The sequence below is a fragment of the Mycoplana azooxidifex genome, assembly GCF_014196765.1.
Classification (GTDB): Bacteria; Pseudomonadota; Alphaproteobacteria; order Rhizobiales; family Rhizobiaceae; genus Mycoplana; species Mycoplana azooxidifex.
This window is the reverse complement of the sequence record NZ_JACIEE010000012.1, coordinates 25,162-51,221: the sequence shown is the minus strand read 5'-3', so window position 1 is coordinate 51,221 and position 26,060 is coordinate 25,162. Positions and strand designations below refer to the sequence as shown.

At 58.9% G+C, this 26,060-nt stretch carries 25 protein-coding genes and 1 pseudogene; 11 read left to right on the top strand and 15 right to left on the bottom strand.

The window, feature by feature from the left end:
* Positions 1–9 precede the first annotated feature (9 nt).
* Genes GGQ64_RS23630 through GGQ64_RS23620 form a run of 3 tightly spaced genes read right to left on the bottom strand, consistent with a single transcriptional unit; the run spans position 10 to position 2,167 of the window.
* Positions 10–468, bottom strand: a complete 459-nt coding sequence (locus GGQ64_RS23630) for a tripartite tricarboxylate transporter TctB family protein (protein WP_183807800.1) — start codon at positions 466–468, stop codon at positions 10–12.
* Positions 468–1,427, bottom strand: a complete 960-nt coding sequence (locus tag GGQ64_RS23625) for a tripartite tricarboxylate transporter substrate binding protein (protein WP_183807799.1) — start codon at positions 1,425–1,427, stop codon at positions 468–470. The genes GGQ64_RS23630 and GGQ64_RS23625 overlap by 1 nt, the downstream gene beginning before the upstream one ends.
* Positions 1,428–1,468: 41 nt before the next feature.
* Positions 1,469–2,167, bottom strand: coding sequence for an IclR family transcriptional regulator (locus GGQ64_RS23620; RefSeq protein ID WP_183807798.1), 699 nt, complete (start codon positions 2,165–2,167; stop codon positions 1,469–1,471).
* A 119-nt stretch (positions 2,168–2,286) separates the two neighbouring features.
* On the opposite strand from GGQ64_RS23620, the gene GGQ64_RS23615 reads away from it, so the two are divergent.
* Both GGQ64_RS23615 and GGQ64_RS23610 read left to right on the top strand, forming a co-directional pair.
* Positions 2,287–3,330 carry a hydroxyacid dehydrogenase gene (locus GGQ64_RS23615; RefSeq protein WP_343059551.1) on the top strand — a complete coding sequence of 348 codons (1,044 nt, stop codon included), beginning with the start codon at positions 2,287–2,289 and terminating at the stop codon, positions 3,328–3,330.
* An 11-nt stretch (positions 3,331–3,341) separates the two neighbouring features.
* Positions 3,342–4,016 carry an RraA family protein gene (locus GGQ64_RS23610; RefSeq protein WP_183807797.1) on the top strand — a complete coding sequence of 225 codons (675 nt, stop codon included), beginning with the start codon at positions 3,342–3,344 and terminating at the stop codon, positions 4,014–4,016.
* A gap of 689 nt (positions 4,017–4,705) precedes the next feature.
* On the opposite strand, the gene GGQ64_RS23605 is transcribed toward GGQ64_RS23610, so the two are convergent.
* The 5 genes from GGQ64_RS23605 to GGQ64_RS23585 form a co-directional block, all read right to left on the bottom strand.
* Entirely contained in the window at positions 4,706–5,383 is a 678-nt protein-coding gene (locus GGQ64_RS23605) for an energy-coupling factor ABC transporter permease (RefSeq protein ID WP_183807796.1), read from the bottom strand.
* 138 nt (positions 5,384–5,521) lie between these two features.
* Positions 5,522–6,268 carry an aquaporin gene (locus GGQ64_RS23600; RefSeq protein ID WP_183807795.1) on the bottom strand — a complete coding sequence of 249 codons (747 nt, stop codon included), beginning with the start codon at positions 6,266–6,268 and terminating at the stop codon, positions 5,522–5,524.
* A complete protein-coding gene (locus tag GGQ64_RS23595) occupies positions 6,243–6,587 on the bottom strand; it encodes an SH3-like domain-containing protein (protein ID WP_183807794.1) in 345 nt (114 codons plus the stop codon). Before GGQ64_RS23595 ends, GGQ64_RS23600 begins: the two co-directional genes overlap by 26 nt.
* Positions 6,587–7,228 (bottom strand): nitrile hydratase subunit alpha, encoded by a 642-nt coding sequence (locus GGQ64_RS23590; RefSeq protein WP_183807793.1) that lies wholly within the window; start codon positions 7,226–7,228, stop codon positions 6,587–6,589. The genes GGQ64_RS23595 and GGQ64_RS23590 overlap by 1 nt, the downstream gene beginning before the upstream one ends.
* On the bottom strand, positions 7,221–7,565 hold the full coding sequence (locus tag GGQ64_RS23585) for an SH3-like domain-containing protein (protein WP_246422884.1): 345 nt from the start codon (positions 7,563–7,565) through the stop codon (positions 7,221–7,223). The genes GGQ64_RS23590 and GGQ64_RS23585 overlap by 8 nt, the downstream gene beginning before the upstream one ends.
* A 216-nt stretch (positions 7,566–7,781) precedes the next feature.
* On the opposite strand from GGQ64_RS23585, the gene GGQ64_RS23580 reads away from it, so the two are divergent.
* The 3 genes from GGQ64_RS23580 (at position 7,782) to GGQ64_RS23570 (ending at position 10,186) form a co-directional block, all read left to right on the top strand.
* Complete coding sequence (locus tag GGQ64_RS23580) at positions 7,782–7,967, top strand: hypothetical protein (protein ID WP_183807791.1); 186 nt, start codon at positions 7,782–7,784, stop codon at positions 7,965–7,967.
* Between the two features lie 310 nt (positions 7,968–8,277).
* Positions 8,278–9,168 (top strand): NAD(P)H-binding protein, encoded by an 891-nt coding sequence (locus GGQ64_RS23575; protein ID WP_183807790.1) that lies wholly within the window; start codon positions 8,278–8,280, stop codon positions 9,166–9,168.
* 163 nt (positions 9,169–9,331) lie between these two features.
* Positions 9,332–10,186, top strand: coding sequence for an alpha/beta fold hydrolase (locus GGQ64_RS23570; RefSeq protein WP_183807789.1), 855 nt, complete (start codon positions 9,332–9,334; stop codon positions 10,184–10,186).
* Between the two features lie 128 nt (positions 10,187–10,314).
* Here GGQ64_RS23570 and GGQ64_RS23565 read toward each other — a convergent pair whose 3' ends face one another.
* Positions 10,315–10,731 (bottom strand): zinc-binding dehydrogenase, encoded by a 417-nt coding sequence (locus GGQ64_RS23565; protein WP_343059550.1) that lies wholly within the window; start codon positions 10,729–10,731, stop codon positions 10,315–10,317.
* On the opposite strand from GGQ64_RS23565, the gene GGQ64_RS23560 reads away from it, so the two are divergent.
* Positions 10,642–10,845 (top strand): cold-shock protein, encoded by a 204-nt coding sequence (locus GGQ64_RS23560; protein WP_183807788.1) that lies wholly within the window; start codon positions 10,642–10,644, stop codon positions 10,843–10,845. The two genes, GGQ64_RS23565 and GGQ64_RS23560, sit on opposite strands and share 90 nt — an antisense overlap.
* 566 nt (positions 10,846–11,411) lie before the next feature.
* A complete protein-coding gene (locus tag GGQ64_RS23555) occupies positions 11,412–11,882 on the top strand; it encodes a GGDEF domain-containing protein (RefSeq protein WP_183807787.1) in 471 nt (156 codons plus the stop codon).
* A gap of 147 nt (positions 11,883–12,029) precedes the next feature.
* On the opposite strand, the gene GGQ64_RS23550 is transcribed toward GGQ64_RS23555, so the two are convergent.
* Positions 12,030–12,806, bottom strand: coding sequence for an alpha/beta fold hydrolase (locus tag GGQ64_RS23550; protein ID WP_183807910.1), 777 nt, complete (start codon positions 12,804–12,806; stop codon positions 12,030–12,032).
* Positions 12,807–12,997: 191 nt separating this feature from the next.
* Positions 12,998–15,739: an ATP-binding protein gene (locus GGQ64_RS23545; protein WP_183807786.1), complete on the bottom strand. Its 2,742-nt coding sequence runs from the start codon at positions 15,737–15,739 to the stop codon at positions 12,998–13,000.
* Positions 15,740–15,913: 174 nt separating this feature from the next.
* On the opposite strand from GGQ64_RS23545, the gene GGQ64_RS23540 reads away from it, so the two are divergent.
* Positions 15,914–16,777 (top strand): MBL fold metallo-hydrolase, encoded by an 864-nt coding sequence (locus GGQ64_RS23540; RefSeq protein WP_183807785.1) that lies wholly within the window; start codon positions 15,914–15,916, stop codon positions 16,775–16,777.
* Positions 16,778–17,332: 555 nt separating this feature from the next.
* On the opposite strand, the gene GGQ64_RS23535 is transcribed toward GGQ64_RS23540, so the two are convergent.
* Positions 17,333–18,175 carry an alpha/beta fold hydrolase gene (locus GGQ64_RS23535; RefSeq protein WP_425488534.1) on the bottom strand — a complete coding sequence of 281 codons (843 nt, stop codon included), beginning with the start codon at positions 18,173–18,175 and terminating at the stop codon, positions 17,333–17,335.
* Positions 18,176–18,645: 470 nt separating this feature from the next.
* On the opposite strand from GGQ64_RS23535, the pseudogene GGQ64_RS23530 reads away from it, so the two are divergent.
* A pseudogene (locus GGQ64_RS23530) lies at positions 18,646–18,864 on the top strand (hypothetical protein); the annotation flags it as partial.
* 101 nt (positions 18,865–18,965) lie between these two features.
* Here the strand turns inward: GGQ64_RS23530 and GGQ64_RS23525 are convergent.
* From GGQ64_RS23525 to GGQ64_RS23515, 3 genes are all read right to left on the bottom strand, one after another.
* Positions 18,966–20,612 (bottom strand): hypothetical protein, encoded by a 1,647-nt coding sequence (locus GGQ64_RS23525; protein WP_183807783.1) that lies wholly within the window; start codon positions 20,610–20,612, stop codon positions 18,966–18,968.
* Positions 20,603–23,569: an AAA family ATPase gene (locus GGQ64_RS23520; RefSeq protein ID WP_183807782.1), complete on the bottom strand. Its 2,967-nt coding sequence runs from the start codon at positions 23,567–23,569 to the stop codon at positions 20,603–20,605. Before GGQ64_RS23520 ends, GGQ64_RS23525 begins: the two co-directional genes overlap by 10 nt.
* A 262-nt stretch (positions 23,570–23,831) precedes the next feature.
* Positions 23,832–24,101 carry a hypothetical protein gene (locus GGQ64_RS23515; protein ID WP_183807781.1) on the bottom strand — a complete coding sequence of 90 codons (270 nt, stop codon included), beginning with the start codon at positions 24,099–24,101 and terminating at the stop codon, positions 23,832–23,834.
* A 668-nt stretch (positions 24,102–24,769) separates the two neighbouring features.
* Here GGQ64_RS23515 and GGQ64_RS23510 point away from each other — a divergent pair.
* Positions 24,770–25,234, top strand: coding sequence for an alpha/beta fold hydrolase (locus GGQ64_RS23510; RefSeq protein ID WP_183807780.1), 465 nt, complete (start codon positions 24,770–24,772; stop codon positions 25,232–25,234).
* A 222-nt stretch (positions 25,235–25,456) separates the two neighbouring features.
* Positions 25,457–26,059, top strand: a complete 603-nt coding sequence (locus tag GGQ64_RS23505; protein ID WP_183807779.1) for an NAD(P)H-dependent oxidoreductase — start codon at positions 25,457–25,459, stop codon at positions 26,057–26,059.
* Position 26,060 lies beyond the last annotated feature (1 nt).

Genomic DNA, 26,060 nt, shown 5'->3' with positions numbered 1-26,060 from the left:
CTATGCCGCTCAGAAGGGCAGGACCGGCATCTGAACGCCCAGACCGTAGATGAAGACGAGAGCTCCGAACGCCGTCAGGAGCAGGGTGGAAACGGCTATCTCCTTCCATCGCGATTCCTGATCGGCGAGGCTGCCGATCACCAGCAGCCAGACCGTGGAAACCACGAACCCAAAACTCTCGGCAAGGAATGCGAAACCCGCTATCGCCGCGATCAGGATCAGCAAGGGCTTGATGTTGCTGTCGCCGATCGGTTCGTAGGACTTCGTCATTGCTTTTAGAAAGACAAAGAGGCCTATGGCGATCAGGACGCCACAGAGGACGTTCGGCAGAAATCCGGAGCCCATCATGGCCGGAGTGCCGAAGGCCAGGTCGCGCCCGGCCCAAAGGCCAAGCGCTCCCAAACCCGTCATCAGACCACCCGCCAACAGATCGGGGTAATCCCGATGGTTCTTGGAGGAGCCGGTCATCATTGAACCCACGGGGTTTCGTTCCAGATTTTCTGGAACCGCTCGAGACGGGTTGGCATCTGCGCTTCCCAGTCGGGTCCGGAGAGGTACGCCAGCGGCAGAGCCAGTTGCTGGGCCTGCTTTTGGAATTCCGGATCGTCGAGCACGCGCTTCATCGCGTCGGAGAACTTCTGCGTAATGTCATCAGGCACGTCACGCGGTGCTGCCACACCCCGTTCCGATGTCATCTCGACGTCGAAGCCGGACTCCTTCGCGGTGGGCACGTCCGGCAGTTGGGGCGAACGTTCCGTGCCGAAGTGCGCGATCATGCGCAGGCCGGACGTGTCATTGCCCGCAAACTCGCTGATGTTGAGGCCGCCGCCCGTGACCTGCGCACCGAGCACTGCCGTGCGTGTTTCGCCCGCGCCGTTGAACGGAATGTGCGTGAAGGTCGCGCCGGTCGCAGAGCCAAGCAGAATAATCGCGAGATGGTCGTCGGTGCCCACCCCGGAGGAACCGTAGGAGACCGCGCCCGGATTGGCTTTCGCTGCTTCGACGAAGTCCTTCAGTGTTTTGATTTCGGAAGCCGCCGGGACAACGATCGCCGTCGGGTCGTCGACGATGCGGGCGATCGGCTTGATGCTCTTCGGATCATAGCCGAGCTTGCGCTGGACCTGCATCGATAGGAAGCCGGGGGTGTTGATGTAGGAGAACGTGTATCCGTCCGCCTTTGCCTTCGAGAGCGCGGTGTAGGCGATCTCCCCTGATGCGCCCGGGCGGTTTTCGATGACGATGTCGGCCCCCAGCTCCTTCTCGAGGAACGGTTCGATCGCTCGCGCCATGACATCGGTGCTGCCGCCCGGCGCGAATGCCACGATCATCTGGATCGGGCGGTCATTCGGCCAGTCGGCGTAGGCAGCAGAGACCGTGGCGGTGAGTGCGACCGCCGCGAGCGCGAGTTTCAAACACGAGTTCTTCATTATCCAATCCTCCATTGGAGCGTTGCGGGCCCGGCCCCGCGTTATGTTCCGGGTTCTCCACCCATGGCAGTCGAGAGCTTTCTCGCGGCCTGCCGAAGAATTTCGAGATGACGTTGAACGGCTTCGCCGTCGAAGCGGGCGGGAGGTCCCGTTACGGCCATCGAGCCGAAAAGATTGGGCCCGTCGCGATAGATTGGAACGGCGATGCTGGCGACCTGCGGATCGCGCTCGCCGCAAGTGACGTGAAAGCCGGCGTCACGTATCTGATCGTAAACCTCGCCGGATCGCCCGCCGAACGCGAGGATCACGCGCCCCGGAGCGCCGCGATCTAGTGGCATTGTATCGCCGATACGAGCTGCATGCCGAATTGACTGGTGGGAATCGTGCCTGAACAGGCAGACCCGCTCCTGTCCTTCACGCACATAGACCGCGGCGCTCTCGCCGGTCTTTTCGACAACCTCGGCCAAAAGCGGCTCGATGATGTCGGATGCGCGGAATGTCGATTGATAGATGTTGCCGAGCTTCATGAGCTTCGGTCCGAGACGCCAGCTAGCGTCTTCGTTGCGCAGCAGTAGTCCGTGCTTGGCCAGCGAACGGGCAATGCGAAGCACCGTCGACTTGTCCAGCTCGACGCGACGCGCGAGTTCGCCCAGCGACAGGGAGAAGTCGCGGTCGGTGAACGCTTCCAACAATGAGGCGGCGCGCTCGACTGCAGCGACGCCACTCGAATTCCCAGGCATGAAAACCTCCCATAAAGGTGATGTACGTTGTACTTGGTACAACACCTTTTCATTTAGTACAATACGCGATAAATGAGTTTCGTCAACGGGGCGCGGGCTGTCGCTCCAATGACCGGCCAGTGGAGGATGAAATCGTGAATGTTGTTGAGACGCGTACCGCTCCTTTGGAACGCCAGGAAACACACCCCAAGGTGATGGTCACGGGCGCGCAACTTGTGCAGGAGGCACGCGATCTGCTCGCAGAAGCGGGCGTGGAGGCGATCTATGCGCCCGCATACTCCAGTTCAGCGGACCTTGCGCAAATCGCCCGGGAGCATGAGGTCCAGGCAGTTCTTGTCCGGCAGGGGCAGATCATCGCCGAGGTCATCAACGCATCCCCCAAACTGCAGGTGATCGCCAAGCATGGCAGCGGCGTCGACAACATCGATCTGGCCGCAGCGACCGCAAGGGGCGTTCCGGTCCTCAGAGCCCTTGCGGCGAACGCTCAATCCGTAGCCGAACTGGCGATCGCGCACACCGTCTCGCTGATGAAAGACATCACTGTCCTGAACATTGCCGTGAAGGGCGGAGACTGGCCGAAGACGAAGTATGTGGGGCGCGACCTGGCTGGAGCCGTCTTCGCCGTCATCGGTTTCGGTGAGATCGGTCAGCGCGCAGCCACCCTCGCGCAGGCACTCGGCATGCGCGTCATCGCCTACGACCCGTTTGCCAAAGGTATCGGCGACATTTCAGTCAGCGATGACCTAGAGAGCGTCCTCCGGGAGGCCGATGTCGTCAGCCTGCACTGCCCGCTGATGCCGCAGACACGGCACCTGATCAACGAGAAGACGCTCCGCGTCATGAAGCCTTCGGCCTTTCTGGTGAACACGGCGCGGGGTGCTGTCGTCGACGAAGCCGCACTGGTTGCGGCGCTGCGTGACAACCTAATCGCAGGGGCGGCACTCGACAGCTTCGAGGAGGAACCCCCGGCGAAGGACAATCCTCTCTGGGGTCTACCAAACCTCATCGCCACGCCGCATGTCGGCGGGGCCAGTCGCTCTGCGCTCCGCAACATGGCGCTCCAGAGCGTAAACCACATTCTCGGCGTTCTCGCGGGCAACGGCTTCGAAAGACGGGCCCTCGCGAACCAGGAACTTGTTCAGAGACAATCAGCCCAGAGTTGAAGGAGGCACCTATGGTTGGATTTCGCGTATGTAAAAGGGCGCGTAAGGTTGACGCTCGATGGGTAGAGGCATTCCGTTCGCTGCCCGTTGCAAACGTCAGTGACGTGATGGCGCGGATGACCGCTGGTGGTTCGGCGCTTCGGCCGTTCTACACTGGGGGGACGATGACGGGGCCCGCGATCACCGTCAAATCGCGTCCAGGCGACAACCTTATGGTGCACAAGGCACTGGATATTGCCGAGCCCGGCGATATCGTTGTCGTCGATGCCGGCGGCGATACGACAAACGCGATCATCGGTGAACTAATGGTTGCCCATGCACAGCAGCGTGGGCTTGGCGGCATCGTAATTTTTGGCGCGATCCGTGACAGCGCGGAGCTCAGCGCGGGATCATTCCCGGTTTTTGCATGCGGCGTGACGCATCGTGGCCCCTACAAGGACGGCCCCGGTGAGGTAAACGTCCCCATTGCGATCGACGGCATGGTCATCCACCCAGGCGACCTTATCTGCGGCGATCCGGACGGGTTGCTCAGCGTTCCCATTGATGACGCCGAGACGCTTTTCACCGCTGCGTCGAAGAAGCACGAGGCGGAGACGAGACAGATGGAGAACATCCGCCTGGGCAAGAACGATCGTGGCTGGGTCGATGCCGCTCTCGCCAAGGGAGGCTGCGAAATTTTGCTGTGACCCAACAGGGCGCTGTCGTCGAGACTTGTCGCTGGCGACGTCTGCTTTCGGGAAGCGACCAAGCTGGTCCCTACGCTGACATGCGGGCGCAATCCAGTCGTACGGATTTGTCGCTGGGTAATCGTCGCCTTCTCGAAGTGCACTGGCTCCGAGCGGTGGTTGACAGAGGACCGCCAGTGACAATTGTATTTCGTGCGGACCCTCCGACAGCTTGGCCATCTGTCGATCAGGAGAGGGGCAAGCGCCATGTCGCGGTCTGTGGTCTAGCCGTACTATTCGCCTCGAACGCAAACGATGAACTGCCCATCTTGAAGCCGACGCTCGGCGAATTGTACGACCGCGGTGGGCCTGCTCCGGTCCAAGGATATCTGGAGGGCGACCGGAACCGATACCGAGTCCGCCCGAATAGCTGGCAATACGCGATGTGCGATGCCCTTTCATCCGATGATTGGTTTGTAGACGAAGGGTTCAGGAATATAGCCTAAGAACGATCAAGGTTAGCAACAGGGGTTCGCATACCTGTCAGGAGCGTCATCCTTGGCACGTCAAGATACGCGGTCGGAACCGGCGTTGCAGTGATAAGGTGCGAAGTGCCGCACCCTACCGCGATTTGATTTGGATAAGACGCTGACAGTTGCCCAAATTGCAACGCAAAAGTCGCAGACCTGTGCTTAAATTGGTGAAGATGATCAGGCTCGCCCGAGCAGTCGGGGTTCGAAGAACGAGCTACGCGATATAGTCGCATTCGACTTTGCTATAGCGAGGACGACGATATCCGCCAACGGTTCGATCACGATCACCAGCATGTACGACAGTCCGAAAGCTCCGATGGACGCGAGGTTGTCCACGCTAATGCCATGGCCATACAGCGCCCAGAATGCAACCCATGCGACGATGCCCGCTTGATAGGTCACGGAGAGAGCAAGAGCCTGGCGATACTTGAGGTCAACATACCGAATTCCCGGCGCAATCGCTTGTGAGGCAACCATCCGGAGAGCGAAGAGCGGCACGAGAAGCGTCGTCACATTCATCCCGTATTGCGGCAGATCGTATGGCGCAAAAAGCAGGCCTTGAGCCAGCAAACCCAGCCCCAGCCCGGTCGCCGCCGGGGCCATCCCGAACAGAAGGAAAAGGGTTGAGCCGAGGATCAGATGTACCTCCGAGACCCCGACAGGATAGTGTGGCAGGACTTCGAAGAAGCAGAAGGCCAGAGCGGTCGTGATCGCACTTCTCACCACAAATGACAAAGCGCCGCGTTTGTTGATATCGCTCGATGCCAACTTGAGGGTGAAGAGGCCTGAGAAACCTGCTGTCGCATAGCTGAGTACGATTTTGGCACCGTCTACTATTCCGGGTTCGATATGCATTGCTGTTCTCCAAGAGGGTGGGGCTTGTAATAGATGTTATGGCCATCGCGCGATTGCGGGAGCGACCTGCTCCCCCAAAAATCAAATGCAGAAAGGCGCGCGCTCGCCGCGGAAGAAGGTTGACCAGGACGTCGTCACCTATTCAGTAACTACGGCGTCTCTGGTAAAGGCTACCTTGTTGATACCCATGGCGACGAACATTCCGGCTATTTGTGCCAGAACGAACGCAAGCGATGTCAGTGGCGAAAGGCCGACGAGGCCCGCTGCGAATATCGCGGCAAGTGTGACCGCAGGGTTCGCATAGGAAGTGGAAGGGGTGGCGATGATAGCCGCCACCAACCAAGCTCCGACAGCGAACGGTCCGGTTTCCCATTTGGTACTGCGCGCGCACCCCAAGACTACTGTCATCAACCCAGCGGCTGCAACAAGTTCACTCAGAAAGTTCCCGAACGAAGGGAGGGCATCTAAATCAGTGCGCATAGGGGAGCCGAACATCGTAGCTGCAAGGATCGCGCCAAGAGCGCCACCGACTACCTGTCCCACGATGTACAATACGGTGCAGCCGGTGCTGCGTTCCTTGTTCAGCCATTGGGCAAAGGTGATCAACGGGTTGAAATGCCCCCCGGACACTTTTCCCAGGGCAACTATCAGGCCCACTAGCGCGCCTGCTATCGAGACCGCAACCATTAGGGATGCCGCCAACTGTTCGGCTGGGACGTGCCTGGATGCCGTGATACCCGAACCGACCACCGCGATAACAAGGAATGCTGTTCCCACGGCTTCTACAAACGCCCGGCGAAGAACTGGCAGCTCGGGATTGTTCTCGAAGAAGCTCGGAACGGTGCCTTGGCTGCCCGGTCTAGCTATGGTGCGCGTTTGGAACATCAGAGAACCTTCCTTCGACCTCCGACATCTTCATCGCCAGTTCTCCAGGCGTCAGAATGCCTTTTTGGAAAAGAATATTGGCGAACGCGACGATCCATCGTTCGTAGTAAGATAGCTTCCCAACCATCTCCGCACCCAGAGATTCCACGCCGCGTCGCTTCTCTTCGGTGTTGATGATTTTGTGGAAGTCGAGGACATCGGCCAACGCATGGCATCGCTTTTCCCAAGGAAGCAACTCATGCTCGACGCGTTCGATTTTGCCCGCTTCGTCGCCACCGATATCGTTGGGGAGTTTCCTCACAAGATTTTCAGACACCATCACGCTGCCTCCTTTTTGTATTCCACCTGGATGACCCCAATCATGGCATCACGAGTGACCAGGTCGGCCAGTTGCGCTTCATTGAGATGCTCGGTTCCTTCCGGCCGCATCGGCAGAACGAGGTAACGAATGATTGCCGTAGAGTCGCTGACTCGTATCTCGACCTCGTGGGGTATCGAGGTCCCGAATTCCTCCAGGACAGCTCGCGGTTCGTAAACCGCGCGGGCACGATAGGGTTTAAGCTTGTACCAGTCGGGTGGGAGACCAAGTACCGGGCGTGGGTAACACGAGCACAACGTGCACACGATGAGATTATGTACGTCGGGCGTGTTCTCCAAAACGATCAACTGGGTGTCGTCGTAGAAAGTAATGCCCAGTTCCTCGCACCCGGTACGCCCATTCTCGAGAAGGCGGGACTTGAAGTCGGGGTCCGTCCAGGCCCTTGCTACAACCTTTGCGCCAAGAGCTGGGGTGCGCGAGTCGAGTACTTCGATTTGGCGACGGATTTCATCGGCTCCGAAAAGCTTCCGTTCTATCAGAAGCTCTCTAACCGCCGTCTCCATGACATCAAAATAGCCTGGCTTTTCATCTACGGTGAGAGGCGCATGGTCGTGGTCGTGGTCGTGGTCGTGGTCAGACATCGGACGGTTTCTCCAGCCAGTTTTCGAAGACTTCGATTCGAAGGCCGTCATTCGCCGAACCGATGTAGTCCGGCCAAACCTCGGTCATCGGGATTGCCACTCTATAGTAATGGCCCTTGGACCCCGCGTTGCGGCCATACCCCTCTTCCTCATTGTCCACGGCCATTCCAGGTATGATTGCTTCGACCTTCCCGCGCTTACCGCGAAGATACGTCGGCATCCTGTAGTGCCCGATCGGCGAACGCATTGCGATCGCAACCGCTTCACCCTCGTTGAAGAGCGGAACTTCGCCTTCGGCCGGAACAACCCCGCTTATTTTCTCGATTTTTGCTAACAACGAACCCTCCATCAAATCTCTTGAGGAGGTGTAGGCCCGCGGCAGGTGCGGTTATTGTAAAATTCGGTGCCTGAAAGGGTATTGAAGGATCCCTCCTGCCATTAATGTCACTCACGCGCCGCGCTCTCGAGCCACCGCCACAGTCCGTGGAGGTTGAATCTTCCAATACGGGAGAAGCGCCACATGGCCAGATCTTCCTCGAAAGGAGAACTTGCGATGACCAAAACGACAGATGATGCTTTCGAAACTCTGCGTGACGGGGCGGAAACGCTGCCTGAGTTCGAAGATTTGGGCCTTGAAATGCAGTCTTTACCTCGATCGACTTCCGACGAACTACTCGAAGAGGCCCTGATCGAGTCGTTCCCTGCGAGTGACCCGCCCGCGTCCGGGCGCATCGACTAGGTCGTAATTCAGTTCGCCTTGAAGATTCGGGGTTATGAAAACCGAATTCGAACCAGGCAAAAATGCCATGTAACCCATGGATCAACCTCGGGCGGAAGGTCGGGCACCCTTGTAGTGGGCGACCCGATGGAAAGTCGTCCCAGCATCAGTCGTAACGCGACGCCGTCTAAGGCGTATCCCGGAACAGCGTCGGTTTATGTCACGGCTCGGCTGTCAAGCATGCGCTCATTCGACTTATGCAAACCGTCTAAATTTTTCGCACCCAGCGACGGGCACTTACCGTCGCCACAGATCATCAAAAAGGTACATTATGTCCGACATACTCTCTAAAGGCGCTTTGCGCATCTCGGTTGCGGGCGCGACAGGCCGAATTGGTTCTGCACTACTCTCGAATCTCGTAACCGATGATGTCGAACTCGTGGCGCTTTCGCGTGATCCGTCCACGGATCGCTTGCCGCGCGGGATTACACCGACGGTAGTCGACTTCGAAAAGCCGTCGACGCTGTCGAAGGCTGTAGAAGGAGCCGATAAGCTTTTCGTTGTGCACGGCACCTACGGACGGCAGGTAGAGAACGAAATCGCTCTGATCGATGCGGCGGTCGATGCCGGAGTCGCGCACATCGTGAAAGTCTCAGTTATGGGGCCGCCTGTAAGGCTTCACCCGTTCGACTGGCATGCACAGATCGAGGCGCATCTTGCTACACGCGATGTTGGGTACACGCTCCTTCGTCCATCCACTTTCGTCGATATATTGAGGAGCAGGGCTGCATTTGTCGCCCAAGGCGCATGGGGCGGGGCCGCAGGCGAAGGACGCGTCAACCTCATCGACACGCGCGACGTCGCAGACGTCGCGCGTGCGGTACTTCTCGATAGGGCGAACCTCCAAGCGCAGCGCGCCTATCATCTCACAGGACCAGCAGCAGTAAGCATGCCTGATGTCGCTGCCGAACTATCGCGACTGCTCGGCGAGCAGATTTCATACAATCACCGCACCCCCGGAGAACACCGAGAGGTGCTTTTGAATTCGGGGCTGAGCGAGATGATGGCGGACCTTCAACTTGGTCTCGACCAGCTGTTCGAACTGTCCGTACAGTCGGAAACGACATCCACAGTCTTCGAACTCACCGGTCAACCACCTCGGTCAGCATACGCCTGGCTGAAAGAAAACCTTTCTGCGTTCAAGAGCGATCCCGTCAAATAGTGGTCTTCATTGTGGCTCTTCGGGGCTCATTAAAGCGGATTCTGCGCACTTAGCATCGATTGAGAGAGGATACTCGCGGGGACAGATCAGATCCCCGCGACTACATCGTACAATAAGCGGCAGCCCGGAAACGGTTTCCTCTACCAAACAAAGGAGAACTGCTATGACTGAGGCCGCCTCGACGACATCGACTAAGTTTGCCGACCTCGAAGATCGTAAGATCGCCTACAGAAGGTTCGGAAAGGGCACGCCCCTCGTATTGAACATCAGGTTCCGCGGAACAATGGATTCCTGGGATCCGCTGTTCCTCGACGAGCTGGCAAAGAGTTTCGAAGTCGTCATATTCGATTATACGGGACTGGGAGCATCCACCGGACATCCGATCTACGACCGGGCTTCTCTGGTCAAGGACGCCAGAGATCTCATCGACTTCCTCGGCTTCGAGAAGGTCGTGATCGGCGGGTGGTCGCTCGGCGGGGTCGTTGCCCAAAAGTTCACGGCCACCCATCCGGAATTGGTCTCCCACACCGTGCTGATCGGCACGGCTCCTCCCGGAAAACCCGAAGTGAGCGGTGAGCGGTTGTTCATGGAAACGGCAATGCACCCAAACAATGGTTTGGAAGACCAGACGATCCTGTTCTTCGAGCCAAAGTCGGAAAGCAGCCGGGAAGCGGCAAAGCGTTCGCTTGAGCGCATCGAAAGCCGTGATGCCGACCGCTCCCCGCAGATTCCCGAGACCGTCTTTATGAAGCTTCTCAGCGAGGCAAAGGACCGCTCGACGATCTATCCCGATCCGGAGGGTACGGAGATGGCGGCGCTGGCCGCGGGCAAGAACCCGGTTCTCGTCATCAGCGGCGATCACGACATCGCATGCCCGATCGGGAACTGGCTACCGCTGACCACGAAGTGGAAGTCGCTGCATCTGGTGACGATCCCGCAGGCAGGACACGGCCCACATCACCAGGAGCCGATATTCTGCGCGGAGACCGTCACCTCCTTCGTGAAGAACATCCTCTGACGAACCCGCGCGAGCATCACGATGTGCTCGTCGCGCGAATTGCGGCATAGGCTTTTACTGCGCGACATCACCGACCGCCGGGACCTGGCTCGGTCCCGGCGGCTTCTCCATCGAAATACCTTCCGGCTTCAAAAGCCCTCGAGCACTATCTTGCCTTTGGCCTTCCCGCTCTCCAGCGTCGCGTGGGCCTTCTTGAGGTTCTCCGCGTTGATGGGCCGCAGGACTTCCGTGACAGTGGTCTTGATCGCCCCGCTGTCGATCAGTTCGGCGACCTTCGTCAGAAGCTCGCCCTGTTCTTGCATGTCGGCCGTGCCGTACATCGAACGCGTGAACATGAATTCTTGGTGTACGGATACCTGAACATCGGAACGCGACACAGCGCTTCGAAGGGTTGCTGTGCCCCGGCCAAAAGCGCACGGTTCGACGCAATGTAACAACCGAGCCAGGATACGAACATGCCGACAGGAACCGTGAAATTTTTCAATGACGACAAGGGGTTTGGTTTCATTACCCCAGAAAATGGCGGCCAGGACGTTTTCGTACACGTCTCGGCACTTCAACGCGGCGGCACGCTGCGCGAGGGCCAGAAAGTAGAATTCGAAATCGGCCAGGATCGAAAGACCGGCAAGAGCAAGGCCGAGAACGTCACGGCGCTCTGACGCATTCCGGTGCCATTCATACAGGCCGCGCTACAAAACGCGGCTTGTTCTTGCGGCACGTGCCTCCGCTTAGAGCCCGCGCCTCCGCGCTAATTTGAGGCATCACATAGACGTTTTGCTTCTGTAACAGTCTTTTCTTGGCGAGCGTGCCCGTCCGACGCACGTAGAGTTTCGTCGCCATCGGCGAACACCAGACGAGAAACAAAAAAGGCCGGGGCGAAACCGCACCGACCTTCCTCATCATCGCCCAATCACCCGTGCCAGTACATCCGTGGTCAAAAGTTTGAAGCGACGCGGCAGTTGCGAGCGCCGAATTTGTCTCAGCGCTCATCAGCAATGCCGATGGGACATATATAGGCACGGATTGTGGTCGCAGCAAGGCGCGTTTGAAAACGCCGTGGCCCGCCATCGCCGCCGGCGGTGTTGTTTTCTCCCACGTCCGGCACGCATCCGAGCTATACCTTTGCCGGGACGCGGGAGCACCGCCATATGAAGCTCACCAATCCTCAATCCCGAACCTACGCGCCGCGGCCGCTATGGCCTGCCGTTCGCGCGACGGAGACGTCATGCAGGAAGAACTCAAGACGTTCGAACCCGCTGACGGCGCGCTGAACCGAAGCGGTTCCTTCAAGCGTTGCGAGGAAAGATCGCCCGAGGCCGTTCTCGTCGTTGACCTCGACGATTTCAAAGACGTCAACGACACCTTTGGTCATGCTGCCGGAGATGCTGTTCTCAGGGCGTTCCATCACCGGATACTGACCGCAATCAGCGAAGGCGAGTTCATCGGTCGGATCGGTGGCGAGGAATTCGCGATCGTGCTGACGTCGTCCGGCTCGCTCGACGTCGGGGACCGGGCCGAGAAAATGCGGAATTTAGTATGCGACGCACCCGTGGTGTTCGAGGGTCGTTCCATCAGGGTAACCGCGAGCATCGGGTTGCGACCGCGTCAGAAGCAGAGCCTCTCGCGGAGACATTACGCCGCGCCGACGAGGCCATGTACAGGGCAAAGAAGTGGCCGCAACAAAGTCGCGGCTTGATGGCGAAACACAAACTCTCTCGGCGTTCTCCATTCGGCGAATAGTTCACTGCCTATTGGAGGCCGCGACGTCGCTACTGTCGGCCCTTGATCACCCCGATCGTTTAGCCGGGCCCCGCCTCAAGCGGCAAAGGCCCGGCAGTCAGCCTCAACGGCCCCTGGCGGCGTCCTCGATCACCTTGGCGACACGGTCGGGATGGGACACCATGACGACGTGCGACGCGCCCTCGACCTCGACGGTCTCCTTCGCGTTCGCCCGCTTGGCCATCCACTTCATCGCTTCCGGCGGGATGTTCTTGTCGGCCGAGCCGAAAATCGACCACGAGGGGATTTCCTTCCACCCGGCGTTGGTAGCGGCTTCGCCGAGGGCGACATCGGTTACGGGGCGCTGCGAGGCAGCCATGGCGGCCGCGGCCTTCGCGGAAACGTCCGCGGCGAACTGCTTGTGGAACCTGTCCTGCCGGATGTAGAGGTCCTTTGCGCCGTTCTCCAGCTCGACAGGCTTGGCGAGCGTCGGGGAGAGGGTGCTTCCCGGAAATTTGCCACTGAGTTCGAGGGCGGACTCCCCGATTTCGGGAGCGAACGCAGAGACGTAAACGAGTGACTTGATCTTCTCGCCCTTTGTCGCGGCTTCGGAAATCACCGCGCCGCCGTAGGAATGGCCGACCAGTACGACGGGTGTGTCGAGGTTCGAGATGATCCGCTTGAGATATGCGCTGTCGCCCTTGACGCTACGCAGCGGGTTGGCAACGGCCACAACCCGATATCCGTCGGCCTCGAGCTTCCCGATTACGCCAGTCCAGCTGGAGGCATCGGCGAAAGCGCCGTGGACTAGGACGATGGTCGGCTTCGTGTCGGCAGCGTACGCGGCTGCCCCCATCAACGAAGTGGCCAGCAATGCGAATGAAAGCAATTTCTTGAACATGGGATTTCCTCGTCTGAATTGTTTCGACCCTGACAGGAAGCCCAAGGACGCAGCCTAAATATTGTACGATCGGTCAGAACGGTGCGATCATCGGCACTGGCATCGACCGAGGCGTCGCATACCTGTCCAGGGGACATGGATAAGCGGCTTCATCCCTTTCTGCCGATCTATCCTTGGACCTCATCGTCCTCCTATGCGTGTCGTCCAACCATGCTCGGCAGCCTCAGATGTGTTTCCGCTTCTGCCAAGTGGGCCGGGAAGAGTGCCAAAGTGCGATCGATCCTCTCGCGATCTGCCGAGAGCGTCTTGAACGTGGCGTGCTTCGCGAGGCTGGTCGCGCATTTCAATTGCCAAGTCAGGGCGCTTTGAAGCTTGGCGATTTCATAGCCCTCGAGAAGCAGGTCTCTGCCGCCTGTTTCTCCATGATCGAGCAGTATTTCCCCTTTGAGCCTCAGAAGCTCCGCTTGGCACCATCCCGCTTCTCCCGCAAGGGCTAGCTCGATCAGGTCGATGCCCGCCTTCTTTCCGGCGACTGTCACGATATTCTCGAGGCGCGGTCCGTTTCCACCACGACGAAGGCTCGATATGACACCCTCGTCATCGGGGTGGGCTGCCCTTAGAGCGAAATCGAACCCATCCACCCACTCCTGCCAGCGAACCAATGAGTTCCTTGTCGAGATGTCCCTTAGAATGTCCAGAAAGCGGTGGGCTTGATCCTGCCTGCCCAGACCGAAATATATCGGGCAGGCCCCGACTGCGAGACCGAGGCAGGTCGATATCGGATGCTTCACGGCGAGGACGTCCGACGTCAGTTCATCCAGATGTTCCAGAGATTTGTCGATCTGACCCCTAAGATAGGCAGTTTTCGCCATCACCATCAACGACAGCGTCTTCTGACCGAAACTCGCGCCGCTTGTGAGTGTCCCGCGGACCGCGAGACCGTTCGCATCCAACGCACGACGCGCGTGGGCGTAAGCGTCGTCATGGCGTCCGAGATAGTGGTTGTTGTGGGCAAGAATCCGATCGACTGCCGGCTCTGCAATCGGTCCGAGATCTCGAACCAATCCAAGCGCGACGTCATTGGCCTCGTGATAGCTGCCCTGAGTGGTGAGAAGTGCGCAAATTCCGCTGCCTGCCCTAAGCAGTTTGGTGCCGTCGTCCAGGGACCGCGCGAGCATGGCAGCCAGTTCGAACTGTCGTCGGGCCTCGATGTCGCCGGCGACGCTATGGACGTTGTAAGCGATAGAGCCATAGGCCGACCGTAACTGGGATTCCACCAGTGTGTCGGTCGTCGGCGCATCGTCGAACGCCTTAACGGCTCTTTCGATATGCCGGAACTGTTCATTCATCAGTCCCAGTTGCGTCCAGAGGAGCCCGGATGCGGCAAGAAGCTGATGGAGAAGGTGGAAGTTTCCTGTCTCCTCGCAAAAGGCGAGAGCGAGACGCAGGTCGTGAATAAGTATCCCGTATCCATTCATCCACTGAGATGTAGAGAGCTTGTCCCATAGCAGCTCGGCTTGCCGCATCCGGACGAGCAGAAGCGAGGCATGAGCCAGCCGCGCTTCCGCCTGTTGTCCGGAGGCGGCCAGTTTGATCGTCGCGTACTCCCTCGTGGTCTCAAGCAGGCGCAACGCTGTTCCCGACTCTGACCTCGCCAGAAGGGATTTCGATTGTAGCCCCCAGATCGCGTCTTCGGTCTCCTCTTTCCCGAGAGACAGCCCGCACACCACATACGCGCCTTCCCGCGAGAAGGAGTATGCGAACACGGATAGTGCCTGTAGCGCGAACTTCTCGTTGTCGGTGAGAAAGCCGTAACTCCAGTCGAGTGTCGCCTGAAGGGTCTGTTGGCGGCGGGGCGCGGTGCGCCGCCCACGTCTCAAAACCGTCAACGGCCGGTCCAACGAGGCAAGAAGCTCTTTCAGGCCAAGGTCAACCACGCGGGTCGCAGCGAACTCGATCGCGAGCGGGATGCCTTCCAGTCTTCTGACGATCGCCGCGACGATCGCCGTCTGTTCGCTGTCGAGCGGAGCGCCGATCTCGAACGAATGCTCCATCCTGTCCATGAAAAGAGCCACGGCGGATCGCTGTAAAGCATCTGCAGAAACCTCGCCTTCCTCGGGGACATCCAGCGAACCGAGACGCCTTATGGTTTCGGCATGAATAGAAAGAGGCTCCCGGCTCGTCGCAAGTACGGTTACGTTAGGGCACGTTCTGGTAATGCTTTCGACAATCTGGGCGGTATCCGTGATCACATGCTCGCAGTTATCGAAGACGATCATGATCCTCCGATCCGATAAAGCCGCCGTGATCCCGGGCAGTGGATCGTCGCCGTAGACCGAAAGACCAAGCAAGGACGCCAGGGTTGGCCCGATACTAGCCGGCGAACTGAGCGCCGCGAGGTCTAGGAAGTACACGGCTTCGTATTCGTCACTGAGGAGATGCGCGAGTTCCAAAGCCACGGTGGTCTTTCCGATGCCTCCGGTCCCGACGATCGTCATCACCCGCGACTGCCTGAGATCGAGGCACCGCCTGATGAAATTCTCCCTACCGATCACGCTCGTATTTCTGCCTGGCAGGTTGCCTTTGCCACGGGGCACGGGCTGCCCGGTCTCGGGGTTCGACACATCTGTTTTTACCGTGGCCGACAGGATGTACCCGCGGCCAGCGACGCTCTGAACGAGGCTGTCGGCATCGCCGATCGAAAGCGCCTTTCTCAACGCCACCAGATGTACACGGAGGGAATTTTCAGCGGAAGCGCTGCCTGGCCACACGGCTTGCAGAATCTCGTTCGCGGAGATGACCTCCCCCGACCGCGATGCCAGTACGGCGAGAATATCGAGCGCGCGCGAGCCGACTTTCACAGGTTCGCCCCGGTGCGTCAGGAACCGACGGGAAATATCCAGTTCGAAATCAAGAAATCGCATCGTAGACATCAGGATGTTCCGGAACCTCCTCGAATAACCAGCAAGCGGCGGGCAAGCAACCACAAGCAGTTCTGCAAGCTGACCTTACGCTTCACGATCACTCGGAAATACCTAGCCATAGAGGTAGGTTGAAGAACCCAGGTCGCCCGGACTAACTGATCTGACAGAAACGGGGGACAATGCATGCGGATCGGTAACGCGGAGGTCCTACGGGTCGAGGAGTATCACGGGCTCGGTTTTCCTCCAAAAGCGTTCCTGCCGGATTGGGACGCCCGGCTCGTGGACAAGCACCTTCATTGGATGGTGCCGGACCATTATGCGCCGAACGAGGGCAGACTGGTCGGCTCCATACACAGCTGGGTCATCAAACTGCCTAATCTGACCGTCCTCGTGGATACCTGCAGCGGCAATCACAAGCATCGCCCCGACAGTCCGTTCTTCTCCATGATGAACTCACCATATCTGGAGAACCTCACGGCAGCCGGGGTCGATCCGGACGACGTCGATTTTGTGTTCTGCACACATCTGCACATCGATCACGCGGGCTGGAACACCCGCCTTCTCGACGGGAGATGGGTGCCGACTTTTCGCAACGCCAAATACGTGGTGTCGCGCGGCGAGTTCGAGCGCCTCGTCGGCGAAGGAAGCCCGTCGGCCGACCACTTGAACCTGATCGCCGACACGATCCAGCCGATACTCGAGAGCGACCAGTGGTTGCTTATCGACGCTCCGTTCCAGCTTTGCGACGAACTCTACATCGAAACGAGTCCCGGCCACACATCGGCCCATTGTCACGTGACGCTGTCTTCGGGCAATGAAAAGGCGGTGTTCTCGGGAGACATCATCCACCATCCGATACAGGTTTATTTTCCGAGCTGGAACTCGGCTGCCTGCGAAGCGCCGGAGCAAGCGGTCCCCACGCGCATCGGCGTCCTCGAGAATCTCAGCGAAACCGGGACGTGGCTCATGCCTGTTCATTTCGCGCGACCTTTCTGCTGCCGGGTCGGAAGGCCCCAGGAGGCAGGATTCGTCTGCGAAATGGAGTGACAGCGTGGAACGCGAGCGAATGCCTAGCCACTTCCTAACGGCTCTTAGGGTGTTTTCAAGAAATCTGTGTCGGCGATGCCCCTCGTTCGAGGGTTATCAATCCAAGAATTACATGCTGACGTGCCGCGAAACGAGCGGCGGCAGCGATACATCGGGAAGACCGAGTTGGTCTTTGTAACTCCATCGAAGCTTCCGCCCGCTCAGGGTCGGCTTTCGCACACGGTTTCCGCTCGCTGACGATGGACGGACGCCCAGTGCCGCTGCGGGGGACTGGGCAGTCGTTTCCGGCGGCGGGACAGGCTCCGGCTATTTGCACCGGATTGGCGCAGCGCGACGGCAACTCCACCAAACGCGGAGCCGATCTCATTGCATCGCCGTCTACGAGTCCGCCAAGATGGCGAACTCCTTCATGGTCCAATACTTGATTGCATGGTCCAGATCGAGATCGGATATCTGGCGGGGGTGCGATCCGGGAAGGTATCAGTAGGTCGGGTCGCGCCCGATCGTCGGCCACGCAGATACCCTGCGTGGCCGCGGTCTGCTGACGGTCGGGTATCAACCCTTTACGAAAGCCAGAAGGTCCGGGTTGATGACGTCCGCGTGCGTCGTCAGCATGCCGTGCGGGTAGCCCGGATATACCTTGAGGGTGCCGTTCTTGAGGAGCTTGACGGACAAGCGCGCCGCGTCGTCGATCGGGACGATCTGATCGTCGTCGCCGTGCATGACCAGGGTCGGCACCGTGATCTTCTTGAGATCGTCGGTCTGGTCGGTCTCGGAGAAGGCCTTGATGCCGTCATAGTGGGCCTTTGCGCCACCGATCATGCCCTGCCGCCACCAATTCTGGATGACGCCCGGATAGACCTTCGCGCCTTCACGGTTGAAGCCGTAGAACGGGCCGGATGCAACGTCGAGATAGAACTGCGCGCGGTTGGCGGCGAGACCGTTGCGCAGGCCGTCGAAGACTTCGATCGGTAGGCCTCCGGGGTTCGACTCAGTCTTGACCATGAGCGGCGGGATAGCACTGACGAGGACCGCCTTGGCGACGCGCTTCTGCGGCTCGCCATATTTCGCGACGTAACGCGCGACTTCGCCGCCGCCCGTGGAATGACCGATGTGAACCGCGTTCTTGAGGTTCAGGTGCTCGTAAACGGCGTTGGCGTCTGCCGCATACTGCTCGATCGTGTGGCCATCGGCGACCTGCGACGAACGGCCATGGCCACGACGGTCATGGGCAACGACGCGGTAGCCGTGCTGAACGAAGAACAGCATCTGGGTGTCCCAGTCGTCCGACGACAGCGGCCAGCCGTGGTGGAAGACGATCGGCTGAGCGTCCTTGGGGCCCCAGTCCTTATAGTACAGTTCGACGCCTTCCTTGGTCTTTACGAATGCTTCGGTCATTTCGAATTCTCCTTCGATCGCTGCGTTGCTCTTTTTGTCGGCTGCGTCGGCGACCGGCACAAACATGGAAAAAGAGACGGCTGCCCCTGCAATGAGTGTCTGTCGGCGGGAAAGTTCGTAGGTCACGAGTCGCTCCATCTATTCGTGCCGGGTCTCGGCATGCATCGGAACCTTACGGATGGCGTCGGGGGATTATTGTAGGATCGGGCACCACCCGCTCATGACGGAGGAGAATCGAACCTCGCAGGGTGCGCTTGCTGAGCCGGCAGGAGCCAAGGTCCTCTCGCTTCGATCCGCTACCGCGGCGGCATCACCAAGCGTCTCAATAGCGCCGACGTATCCGGCACTGATAATGCAGGCGAGCGGCTTGTCGCTTAACAGAAGTTGCACGATCTCCGATTATGTCGCCTTCACAACTCGAGTCCCCGATGCGGTCGCCGATTGCCATCGTGGTGGCCTGTCAAACCCTGTATGTGGAAGACATTTCGCCGGCGGCCGGTTCCGAATTTTCCGTCCTCCGTACTGACAACGCGATCGGCAATTTCACGAAGATCCCGCAACGTATCGCGGTGCGCATAAAGATCGACCCGGGCGAACCCGATCTCGACAGGCTCGGTCCGGGCATGTCTGTGGAAGCGCATGTCGATACGAACTGGCCCGAGCGTACCGAAAGGGGATATGAAGAATAGTGCGACCTTCAAACGGCTCCTCAAGGCTGCGAACGCCACAGGTCTTGGCTTCCGTAGCCCCGCGTCAGCGGATGGATCGACTTAGCTATGCCAAAGATCGCCTATGCATCAATCTCGTCCGCGCGATACTCCGGTCCTTGAGCCAAATCCTGAGTCATCAAATTGGCTTTGAGGTCCGGCGAAACTGCCACCAGAAGACCTAGCAGTCGGTGCCTCGCAACCTCTGCATCTCTCGGCCCCGGTGCGAATATCACGCAGTCTGCCGCTCCGGGAATGACCTCGAACTCTTTCCAGGATGCGGAAGGTGGAGGAAAAATGACAAAGCCGCCCATCGGGTGGCATCTTACTATTCCGCCATCGATGGACCAGCCGAGCGTGCGGCGATACTTTTCGACCGTTTTCGGCTTTGGGTCTTTGTGATGGTACTCCGCGCTCGCGAGGGTCGCGTCGCCGACGACGAGAAAACGTTCGTTTCCGACAGTTATCCTCAGCATGTAGTCCGGAGAGCATTTCTCTTCCAGTCCCAGGAACGGTCGCTCAGGATCCATTTCCTGGTTCAGCGCCGCCCACTCCAAGACGGGTACCGCTCGCTCGTGCGGGGGCGGTATCTTGGAATAGTCGACGTAGTTCGGCTCGGCCTCGAAATCGAGTTCGATTTGCACATTCGCTTTTCGCAGACGCCAGGAACATGCACCCGGCGCATTTTTCAGCTCCGTAATGCAATGTCCTGTAAATCCAAGGTCGCGAAACACCTTCACAAGCCATACAGCCCCCCAGAATTCCCAGAGCTTGGTCAAAAGGATTGGGGGATACCGCGATCGCAGTGCCTCGGATTCGGCGATGGTCTCTGAGATAAGCGGCGAGAACGCGCGCAACAGAAGCCTGAGGCGGTGGTCACGATGAAACAGGGGCGTGGGGTAAACGAGAGTGTTTAGTTCCGAGCCGTCATTACCAAACCGTGCGATGATACTGGTCAGATGTTCCAGTTTCGTCTTTACCGATTTCAGCGTGGCGAGCCTGTCCTCTATCCTCTCTCGTCGCCTTTCGGCGTGTCCGCGCGCCGCCCTGTCCTCGAGCGACTGCATCTCAGCGATGCAGACGGCCGCGCAATCTCGGAGCTGCGCGCATCTCCTGGCTGCCCAATGCGATACGACCGCGTTTTCCGGAAGAGGCAAGTTTCGTCTGGAGCGAGGCCCCAGCTCGATGAACGGCTCCCGTCGGAGAGAGGTTGCCGCAGCCAGCTCCTCAGTTGCCTCCCGAATTAGTTCAAGGGCCGTAGTCGAACCTCTCCGATCGGTTCCCCGGCTCCACGATCTTTCCGGCTTCGGGCTGTCGACATCCCAGGCCGCGACTATTCCCAGCTCGCTTTCGATGTCATCGACCATGGCTATGACATCCCGGAGGTCTAGCAATGCGGTCGGGATTATGTAGCAGTGCAACGCAGAGCTTTTCGGAACTTTGAGTTCGAGATTTATCTCGCCGAAGCGGCGGAATCTAGCGAGATAGGTCTCGAGGTCCCATCTCTGCCATCTGGCTCCGCTTTCCTCGGTCTCCTTCAAATCACGGAGTTTCGATTCGTCTTTGAGGTCCGCTCTGGCGTTGAGAAGCGCCCCGCGAACCAGAACATCAAGAAAGGGCTTGTCGTCCCTGATCAGATACCGCGTTGTAGGGTTCCACGGAAGCTCCTTGTAGACACCGTCGGCGTCCGCGACCCGAACTGCGACGATGGAAGAAGCCTCTACTGCCAAGGGGATACGAACCCGAGACGCGCCTGATGTCGGGCGAGTTTCAACCGAGCCTTAGTTCTCACCAGCTCGTCCAATCCGTTGGCCGCCCGCTCCAACGCTTCCAGAGCGGGCTGCACTTGATCGATTGCGCCCGATAGCTTCACGAGAATGCGGCTCGCGACGATCCGGTCGACGAGCTCACCACGGTCCAGCAAACCTTTAGCCTGCAGATCCAGTTGGTGATGTAGATTAAGTATCGACCTGATGTCGCCCAACACGCGACGGGACGGCAGAAGGTCATGACGAAGACCGTGTTCATGGACCGCCACATGAAGCGCATCGAGGATACGCTCGATGCGCTCATCCTTGCCCGCTCCACCATAGCTCACCACCGGGAGACCGGGGAGGGGATCGACATCTCGAAGCTCCACCATCCCGCCTGATTCGCTGTGCCACGGGATTTGGGCAAGTTCCAGTAGGAAGCAGCGGTCGATGACCTTTGGCGATGGAGGGCGGGAGAAGTCGTCGACATTCATCGTCCCGAGTATTCGGCACGGTGCGATGCTGAGCCCGCTTTCGAGATGTCCATGACCGCCGTCCAAAGCATGGAAAAACCGGGAAAGATAATACTCGGGCCGGGTGAGGTTGAATTCGTCGAAGAGGATCAGGTGCTGGTTCGACGTTTCGCCGAGCACTGGCCGAAGTAGGCCAGAGTCGCCGAACAGCACGCCGTCGTTTTCCCAGTGCGCCTGGACCGCGATCTCGTGGAAAGTCTCGCCACGTGTCATGCCCAACATGCGGGCGATCATCCTGACCAACGACGATTTCCCGCAACCAGGAGGGCCCGCGAGCAAAACGACGGGTCGGACGGTCAGCGCCAACAAAGTCACGACGACGTCATCGAAGTTAAACGTCGGCTCGTTTCGGATCACGGCTTCCTTCAAGGACAAAAGAGCGTTCGAAAAAACAGTTTCCGATACCCGGTTGCCCCATTCGTTTGAAACGTGGCTAGCCCGATCGACACCGGGGGTAATCGCAACGGATCCATCCTTGGGTGCGGTAGCGGATTGCGGGGGCGCGGCAGCGTCTTTCAAGCGGGCAGGATTGTTTGCCGACGCCTTGCCATCCTGGTCACGTGACTTTTCTTCCTTCCCTTTCGGTGCTGCGGGAGGTTGATCGTCGATTGAATCCACAAGTTCCGATGTCGATACAGTAACGGCTGCTGGCGAAGCACTCTCGCCGGGACCTCTGCCGATGCCATCGCGCATCAAATGTTCAAGCTCGCTGGCGGAGGTCCTGCCGCGTTGCGCGGTCATCACGACGATCTTCGACATTCCGAGGTCTAGGATAACGTCTTCCGCTCCATCGATGGCGAGATCGCCTGTCGCCAGTTCGCCCTCGAACGGCGTCAAGGCAGGCTCCGAGCGCTTTCGGAAGTCCTTGCCCTCGATCCACAGATACCCGGTCCCGTCGATCTGGTCTGAAAGGATAAAGGCCTTTTCCTCGTCGGGGTCCCATTTCAACGACATCTTGCCAGGAGACTGCCTTACGTCCATAGCTTTGAAAGGACGTCCTTGCCGCGCCGACAATCCCGCCCCCAAACCGGGGACCAGGCGCATTTTCGGATGAGAGCCGGCTGCAAGAGCCGGAAGTCCTTCGATGGGCCTCACACCGCCGTCATCCACGAACGGATCGTTTGCATCTAGTACCGCTATACGCTGCTCCAGTTCGCCAGGCTGCTTGATGCCGAGCAGAAGAGAGTCGGGAAGCGTCGATTCCAGAGGAGCGGAGCGAACCTCGTTGTTGTCAGCCCGGCGGCTGCGAAGCCGGGGAGGGTCGTAGTTCTGCAGGATATGGGCGAGCCCCCCCGCTGCGGCGGCTATCGCAAAGGAACTTCCCACGCGAAGCACCTTTGGATGCTCGCCCTCCGGGAAGAGTGTTTCCATCATCGCTTCATCGAAACCCGGCAAAAGGCTGGTGCCTCCCGCGAGAAGAACCGTGTCGATCAGACGATATGCTTCCTGAGGTGCCTTGACGCCCAGCTCCTCCATTCGATCTGCGCTCAACCGTTTCGCATCGATTGAAGACGTCTGGTTTTCATAAAGCCGTTCGCAGAGCTTCTCGAAGAGCGGCCGCAGGTGAAACCACAGTTCCTTCGAGACGGACGACAATGTCTTTCGCGTCAACGATGATGGTTTGGTCGTAGTGCCGCTTTCGAACGCGGTCGATTTTCCACTCAGGCTGACCCTTATCTTGGCACTCTCGACTTCTCGCAATGCTTCCGCGGTTTCGGGCATTCCTAGCATTCCGGCGAGACGGATATCTACCCAGCGCCCCGCATGGCCGACGCTGTCACCTCGAAGCGCTCGAAGTCGGAGGTCGCGTTGAGTGCCCTTTTTCCCTGCCGAAACAATTTTCTGGTCCCGGCGACTGACGATAAGCGTCATGTTGGCCGTCGAAGCGCCGACATCAACTACGAGGATGACGTTGTTCCTACGCTCCTCAAGCTCGAGCGTGCCTTTCACTAGACGGAAGTATTCCGCCACCATCTCTGGCTCCGGGAGCAGAGTGATGCCCGGGATTGCCGCTTCGACGGCGTCTTTATATCGGTTGCGCGTTTTCTCTTCCGCGATAGACGGCATGAGCGCGTGTTTACGATGCGACTCATATTCAGGCGGCAGACGATCCAGGAGCTTTCGTAAGTATGCCCTGAAAACCTCGTCACGATGCAGGGTTCGGAAAGGCGTGAAACGGTCGTTACGATCAAAGATCATTTGCCGGGTATCTTTTTCCCCGTGCAGCATCCAGTCCTTGATATCGTCGATGCGGTGGACCCAACGTTCCCCGACAGGTTCGTCAAGTTCTACTGACCACTGGTCGCGTTCCGCCACCGCCGGGTCCGCGACCACGTAACATCGCGACGGAAAGAACGGCTGGCTATCGTCTTGAAGGAGAAACTTGAAAGCATTGTCGGACATCGACTCGGCGGCCTTTCAGAGTCATGCACTCGTTATCGTTTCTCGATATACTAGGGCGGGTAGTATGGCGACATGCGACAACAGTTCTCGTTGTGCAATTGGCCAGCTATCCACAAGTCGGCCGACTTATGTCGGATCTTGGAACCGCCACGGAGCCCGATCGCGACCCGTTAGCTTCTTCCCTCCGAGACGGCCGTGAAAACGTCGATGTTGGCGTGTTGCCGTCGAAAGGCTGAGATCTCGACATCGCTCGTCGTGACGATCACGGATAGAGCAGCGGGAAAGCTGCCAGGTAACCGGAAAGAACGGTGGATATGAAGTAGATGGTCCCGCCGGACATCGCCATAAGGACCAGTATCGGGAAAACATCGGTCAGTGATGGCGAGTCATCCGGCGATGTCGCCTGGACGTCCTGTGAACTCAAAATGTTATCGTTCGCGGCGGTATGTCGACGAAAGGACGAGCGCTGTTTGATGCGTCCGAACGGAACCTGCCGGAAAATAAAAGAGGTTTCTGCGCGTTTTACAGCCATGTCGTCACCTGTCGGTTTGCGATGTCCTCCATTACGACCGTAAGCCGCTGACGCGTTGCCCTATAGTACGATCGTCCCCAATGGCTGACGCCGACGCGGCTGGCCGTTGTATGTGCTGCTGCCCGCTTCAACGCGAGAGCGGGGAACGCCAGCATTGCTGTGAAGCCGAGCGGAGAGAGCGGTTTTCATTTGTCGACGCTCACCAGTTGCAGGGACCGTACCCTGCACGAGGCTAATATGGGCCGCCGACCTTTTGTCATTTGTAGGATAGCGTCCCGGCGATCGTTGCCTGCCATTGCACGATCGGACAATCTCGAGGCATCACCGCTCGCCAGACTGGCCGCGAGCTCAGGCGAGGGGCGCGCCCGCGTCCCACCGGAGCGAGATCGACGACGTCAACGTTCATGTGGCTACGGGTGGACGTCCTGGTGGGATTCCGGCCGTTCTGTCGAGCCCTTGGCCGGAAAGCATCTACGCCTTCAGGGACGTCCTGCCTGTTATCGGTGCCGTTGCACCGTACGTGGCCATCGACCTTCCGGGATTCGAGATGTCGCGGCCGTTCCGATTTGATGTCGCCATCCGGGATGGCACGTTTCCATCGTGAGGGCCGCTCGTACTCTCGGAATCGAGAGGATGCATGGCGTCGGACCCGATGTGGGGAGCCCGCGATGCTTTTCGCGGCCGTGGATTGTCCGGACCTGTTTGAGAGCCTTGTCGTCGGAAGCGGGGCGGTAGGCGTCGAACTTGTCGCCGGGCGGCTGATCGAACTCATGCAGTCTCCATTCGGTGCGTTCGCCGATGCCGAGGGCGGCGATCTCGCGGTTGCTTTCGTGTCGGAGCCGGCAGCAAGGCCGCCGCCACCGTCCGTAGTCGAGGATTACTGGCATTCTTCGGCAGCCGCGCGCTTCGATAATGCGGCCAACTTTATCCGCGCCTACCCGGAAGAACTCCCGGTTCTGAAAGGACTTTTGACGAAAGTAGAGACGCCGGTACTGGTGCTGGCGGGTCGTCAGGGTCCGCTCGTCCAGCCTGCCAACGGCGAGCACCTCGTGGACCGTATTCCACGTAGCCGAGAAGTCCTGTTGGAGGGCGGTCATCTGATATGGGAGGACGCGGCCGTCGAGTACGGGTAGGAGATCAGGAACTGGATTTCCGGGAAGTATCGCGAACTATGTCCCCAGGGTGTTTCAGGCGGAAATTTCGCCCCTGCCGAGGAAGTCTGAGCCGCGCGTCGGCCTGGAACGCAGCGCGATAAGTGCGCGATCCTGCAATAAAACGTCTCGCGTCCCGGGGATGATGGCGACGGGCGGCGACAGCAAGACGCTCAGTATCACTATCAATGGGGAACTAAAGCGATGCGAGTTCTAGTTCTGTTTGCGCATCCGGCGCAGCGGAAATCCAGTGTCAACGTGGCTATGGCGTCCGGTGCAAGGCAACTGGGCGGGGTGACGTTTGTCGATCTCTATGCGGAATACCCGCGTTTCTCGATCGACGTAGACCGGGAACAACGTCGACTTATGCAGCACGACGTGATCGTCTTCCAGTTTCCGCTTTTCTGGTATTCGACGCCGGCCCTTCTCAAGCAGTGGCAGGACCTGGTTCTTGAATACGGCTTTGCGTACGGCCCGAAAGGGAAGACGCTGTCCGAAAAATACGCGATCGCCTGCATCACCACTGGTGGGAGCAAGTCTGACTATTCAGAAGAGGGCGGCAACCGACGGGAAATACGGAATTTCCTCTATCCGCTCGAGCAGACGGCCGGGCTTTGCGGGATGGAGTATCTTCCCCCGTTCGTCCTTCATTCCGCAAACCATATCGACGACACTGGCGCGCAGCTTCACATCCGGGCCTATCCCCAGCTTTTGGCCGCGTTGCGCGATGATCGCTTCGATCTCGCTGCCCTCCGTCAGAGGCCGACATTCGACAGCTTCGATCTCACTGACCTGGTAAGGAACTGAC

Bases quoted from the DNA above. Each gene is read 5' to 3' on its own strand.
- GGQ64_RS23630 (WP_183807800.1), bottom strand. From the start codon at position 468: ATGACCGGCTCCTCCAAGAACCATCGGGATTACCCCGATCTGTTGGCG.
- GGQ64_RS23625 (WP_183807799.1), bottom strand. From the start codon at position 1,427: ATGAAGAACTCGTGTTTGAAACTCGCGCTCGCGGCGGTCGCACTCACC.
- GGQ64_RS23620 (WP_183807798.1), bottom strand. From the start codon at position 2,167: ATGCCTGGGAATTCGAGTGGCGTCGCTGCAGTCGAGCGCGCCGCCTCA.
- GGQ64_RS23610 (WP_183807797.1), top strand. From the start codon at position 3,342: ATGGTTGGATTTCGCGTATGTAAAAGGGCGCGTAAGGTTGACGCTCGA.
- GGQ64_RS23605 (WP_183807796.1), bottom strand. From the start codon at position 5,383: ATGCATATCGAACCCGGAATAGTAGACGGTGCCAAAATCGTACTCAGC.
- GGQ64_RS23600 (WP_183807795.1), bottom strand. From the start codon at position 6,268: ATGTTCCAAACGCGCACCATAGCTAGACCGGGCAGCCAAGGCACCGTT.
- GGQ64_RS23595 (WP_183807794.1), bottom strand. From the start codon at position 6,587: ATGGTGTCTGAAAATCTTGTGAGGAAACTCCCCAACGATATCGGTGGC.
- GGQ64_RS23590 (WP_183807793.1), bottom strand. From the start codon at position 7,228: ATGTCTGACCACGACCACGACCACGACCACGACCATGCGCCTCTCACC.
- GGQ64_RS23580 (WP_183807791.1), top strand. From the start codon at position 7,782: ATGACCAAAACGACAGATGATGCTTTCGAAACTCTGCGTGACGGGGCG.
- GGQ64_RS23575 (WP_183807790.1), top strand. From the start codon at position 8,278: ATGTCCGACATACTCTCTAAAGGCGCTTTGCGCATCTCGGTTGCGGGC.
- GGQ64_RS23570 (WP_183807789.1), top strand. From the start codon at position 9,332: ATGACTGAGGCCGCCTCGACGACATCGACTAAGTTTGCCGACCTCGAA.
- GGQ64_RS23560 (WP_183807788.1), top strand. From the start codon at position 10,642: ATGCCGACAGGAACCGTGAAATTTTTCAATGACGACAAGGGGTTTGGT.
- GGQ64_RS23555 (WP_183807787.1), top strand. From the start codon at position 11,412: ATGCAGGAAGAACTCAAGACGTTCGAACCCGCTGACGGCGCGCTGAAC.
- GGQ64_RS23550 (WP_183807910.1), bottom strand. From the start codon at position 12,806: ATGTTCAAGAAATTGCTTTCATTCGCATTGCTGGCCACTTCGTTGATG.
- GGQ64_RS23545 (WP_183807786.1), bottom strand. From the start codon at position 15,739: ATGTCTACGATGCGATTTCTTGATTTCGAACTGGATATTTCCCGTCGG.
- GGQ64_RS23540 (WP_183807785.1), top strand. From the start codon at position 15,914: ATGCGGATCGGTAACGCGGAGGTCCTACGGGTCGAGGAGTATCACGGG.
- GGQ64_RS23535 (WP_425488534.1), bottom strand. From the start codon at position 18,175: ATGACCGAAGCATTCGTAAAGACCAAGGAAGGCGTCGAACTGTACTAT.
- GGQ64_RS23520 (WP_183807782.1), bottom strand. From the start codon at position 23,569: ATGTCCGACAATGCTTTCAAGTTTCTCCTTCAAGACGATAGCCAGCCG.
- GGQ64_RS23515 (WP_183807781.1), bottom strand. From the start codon at position 24,101: ATGGCTGTAAAACGCGCAGAAACCTCTTTTATTTTCCGGCAGGTTCCG.
- GGQ64_RS23510 (WP_183807780.1), top strand. From the start codon at position 24,770: ATGCTTTTCGCGGCCGTGGATTGTCCGGACCTGTTTGAGAGCCTTGTC.
- GGQ64_RS23505 (WP_183807779.1), top strand. From the start codon at position 25,457: ATGCGAGTTCTAGTTCTGTTTGCGCATCCGGCGCAGCGGAAATCCAGT.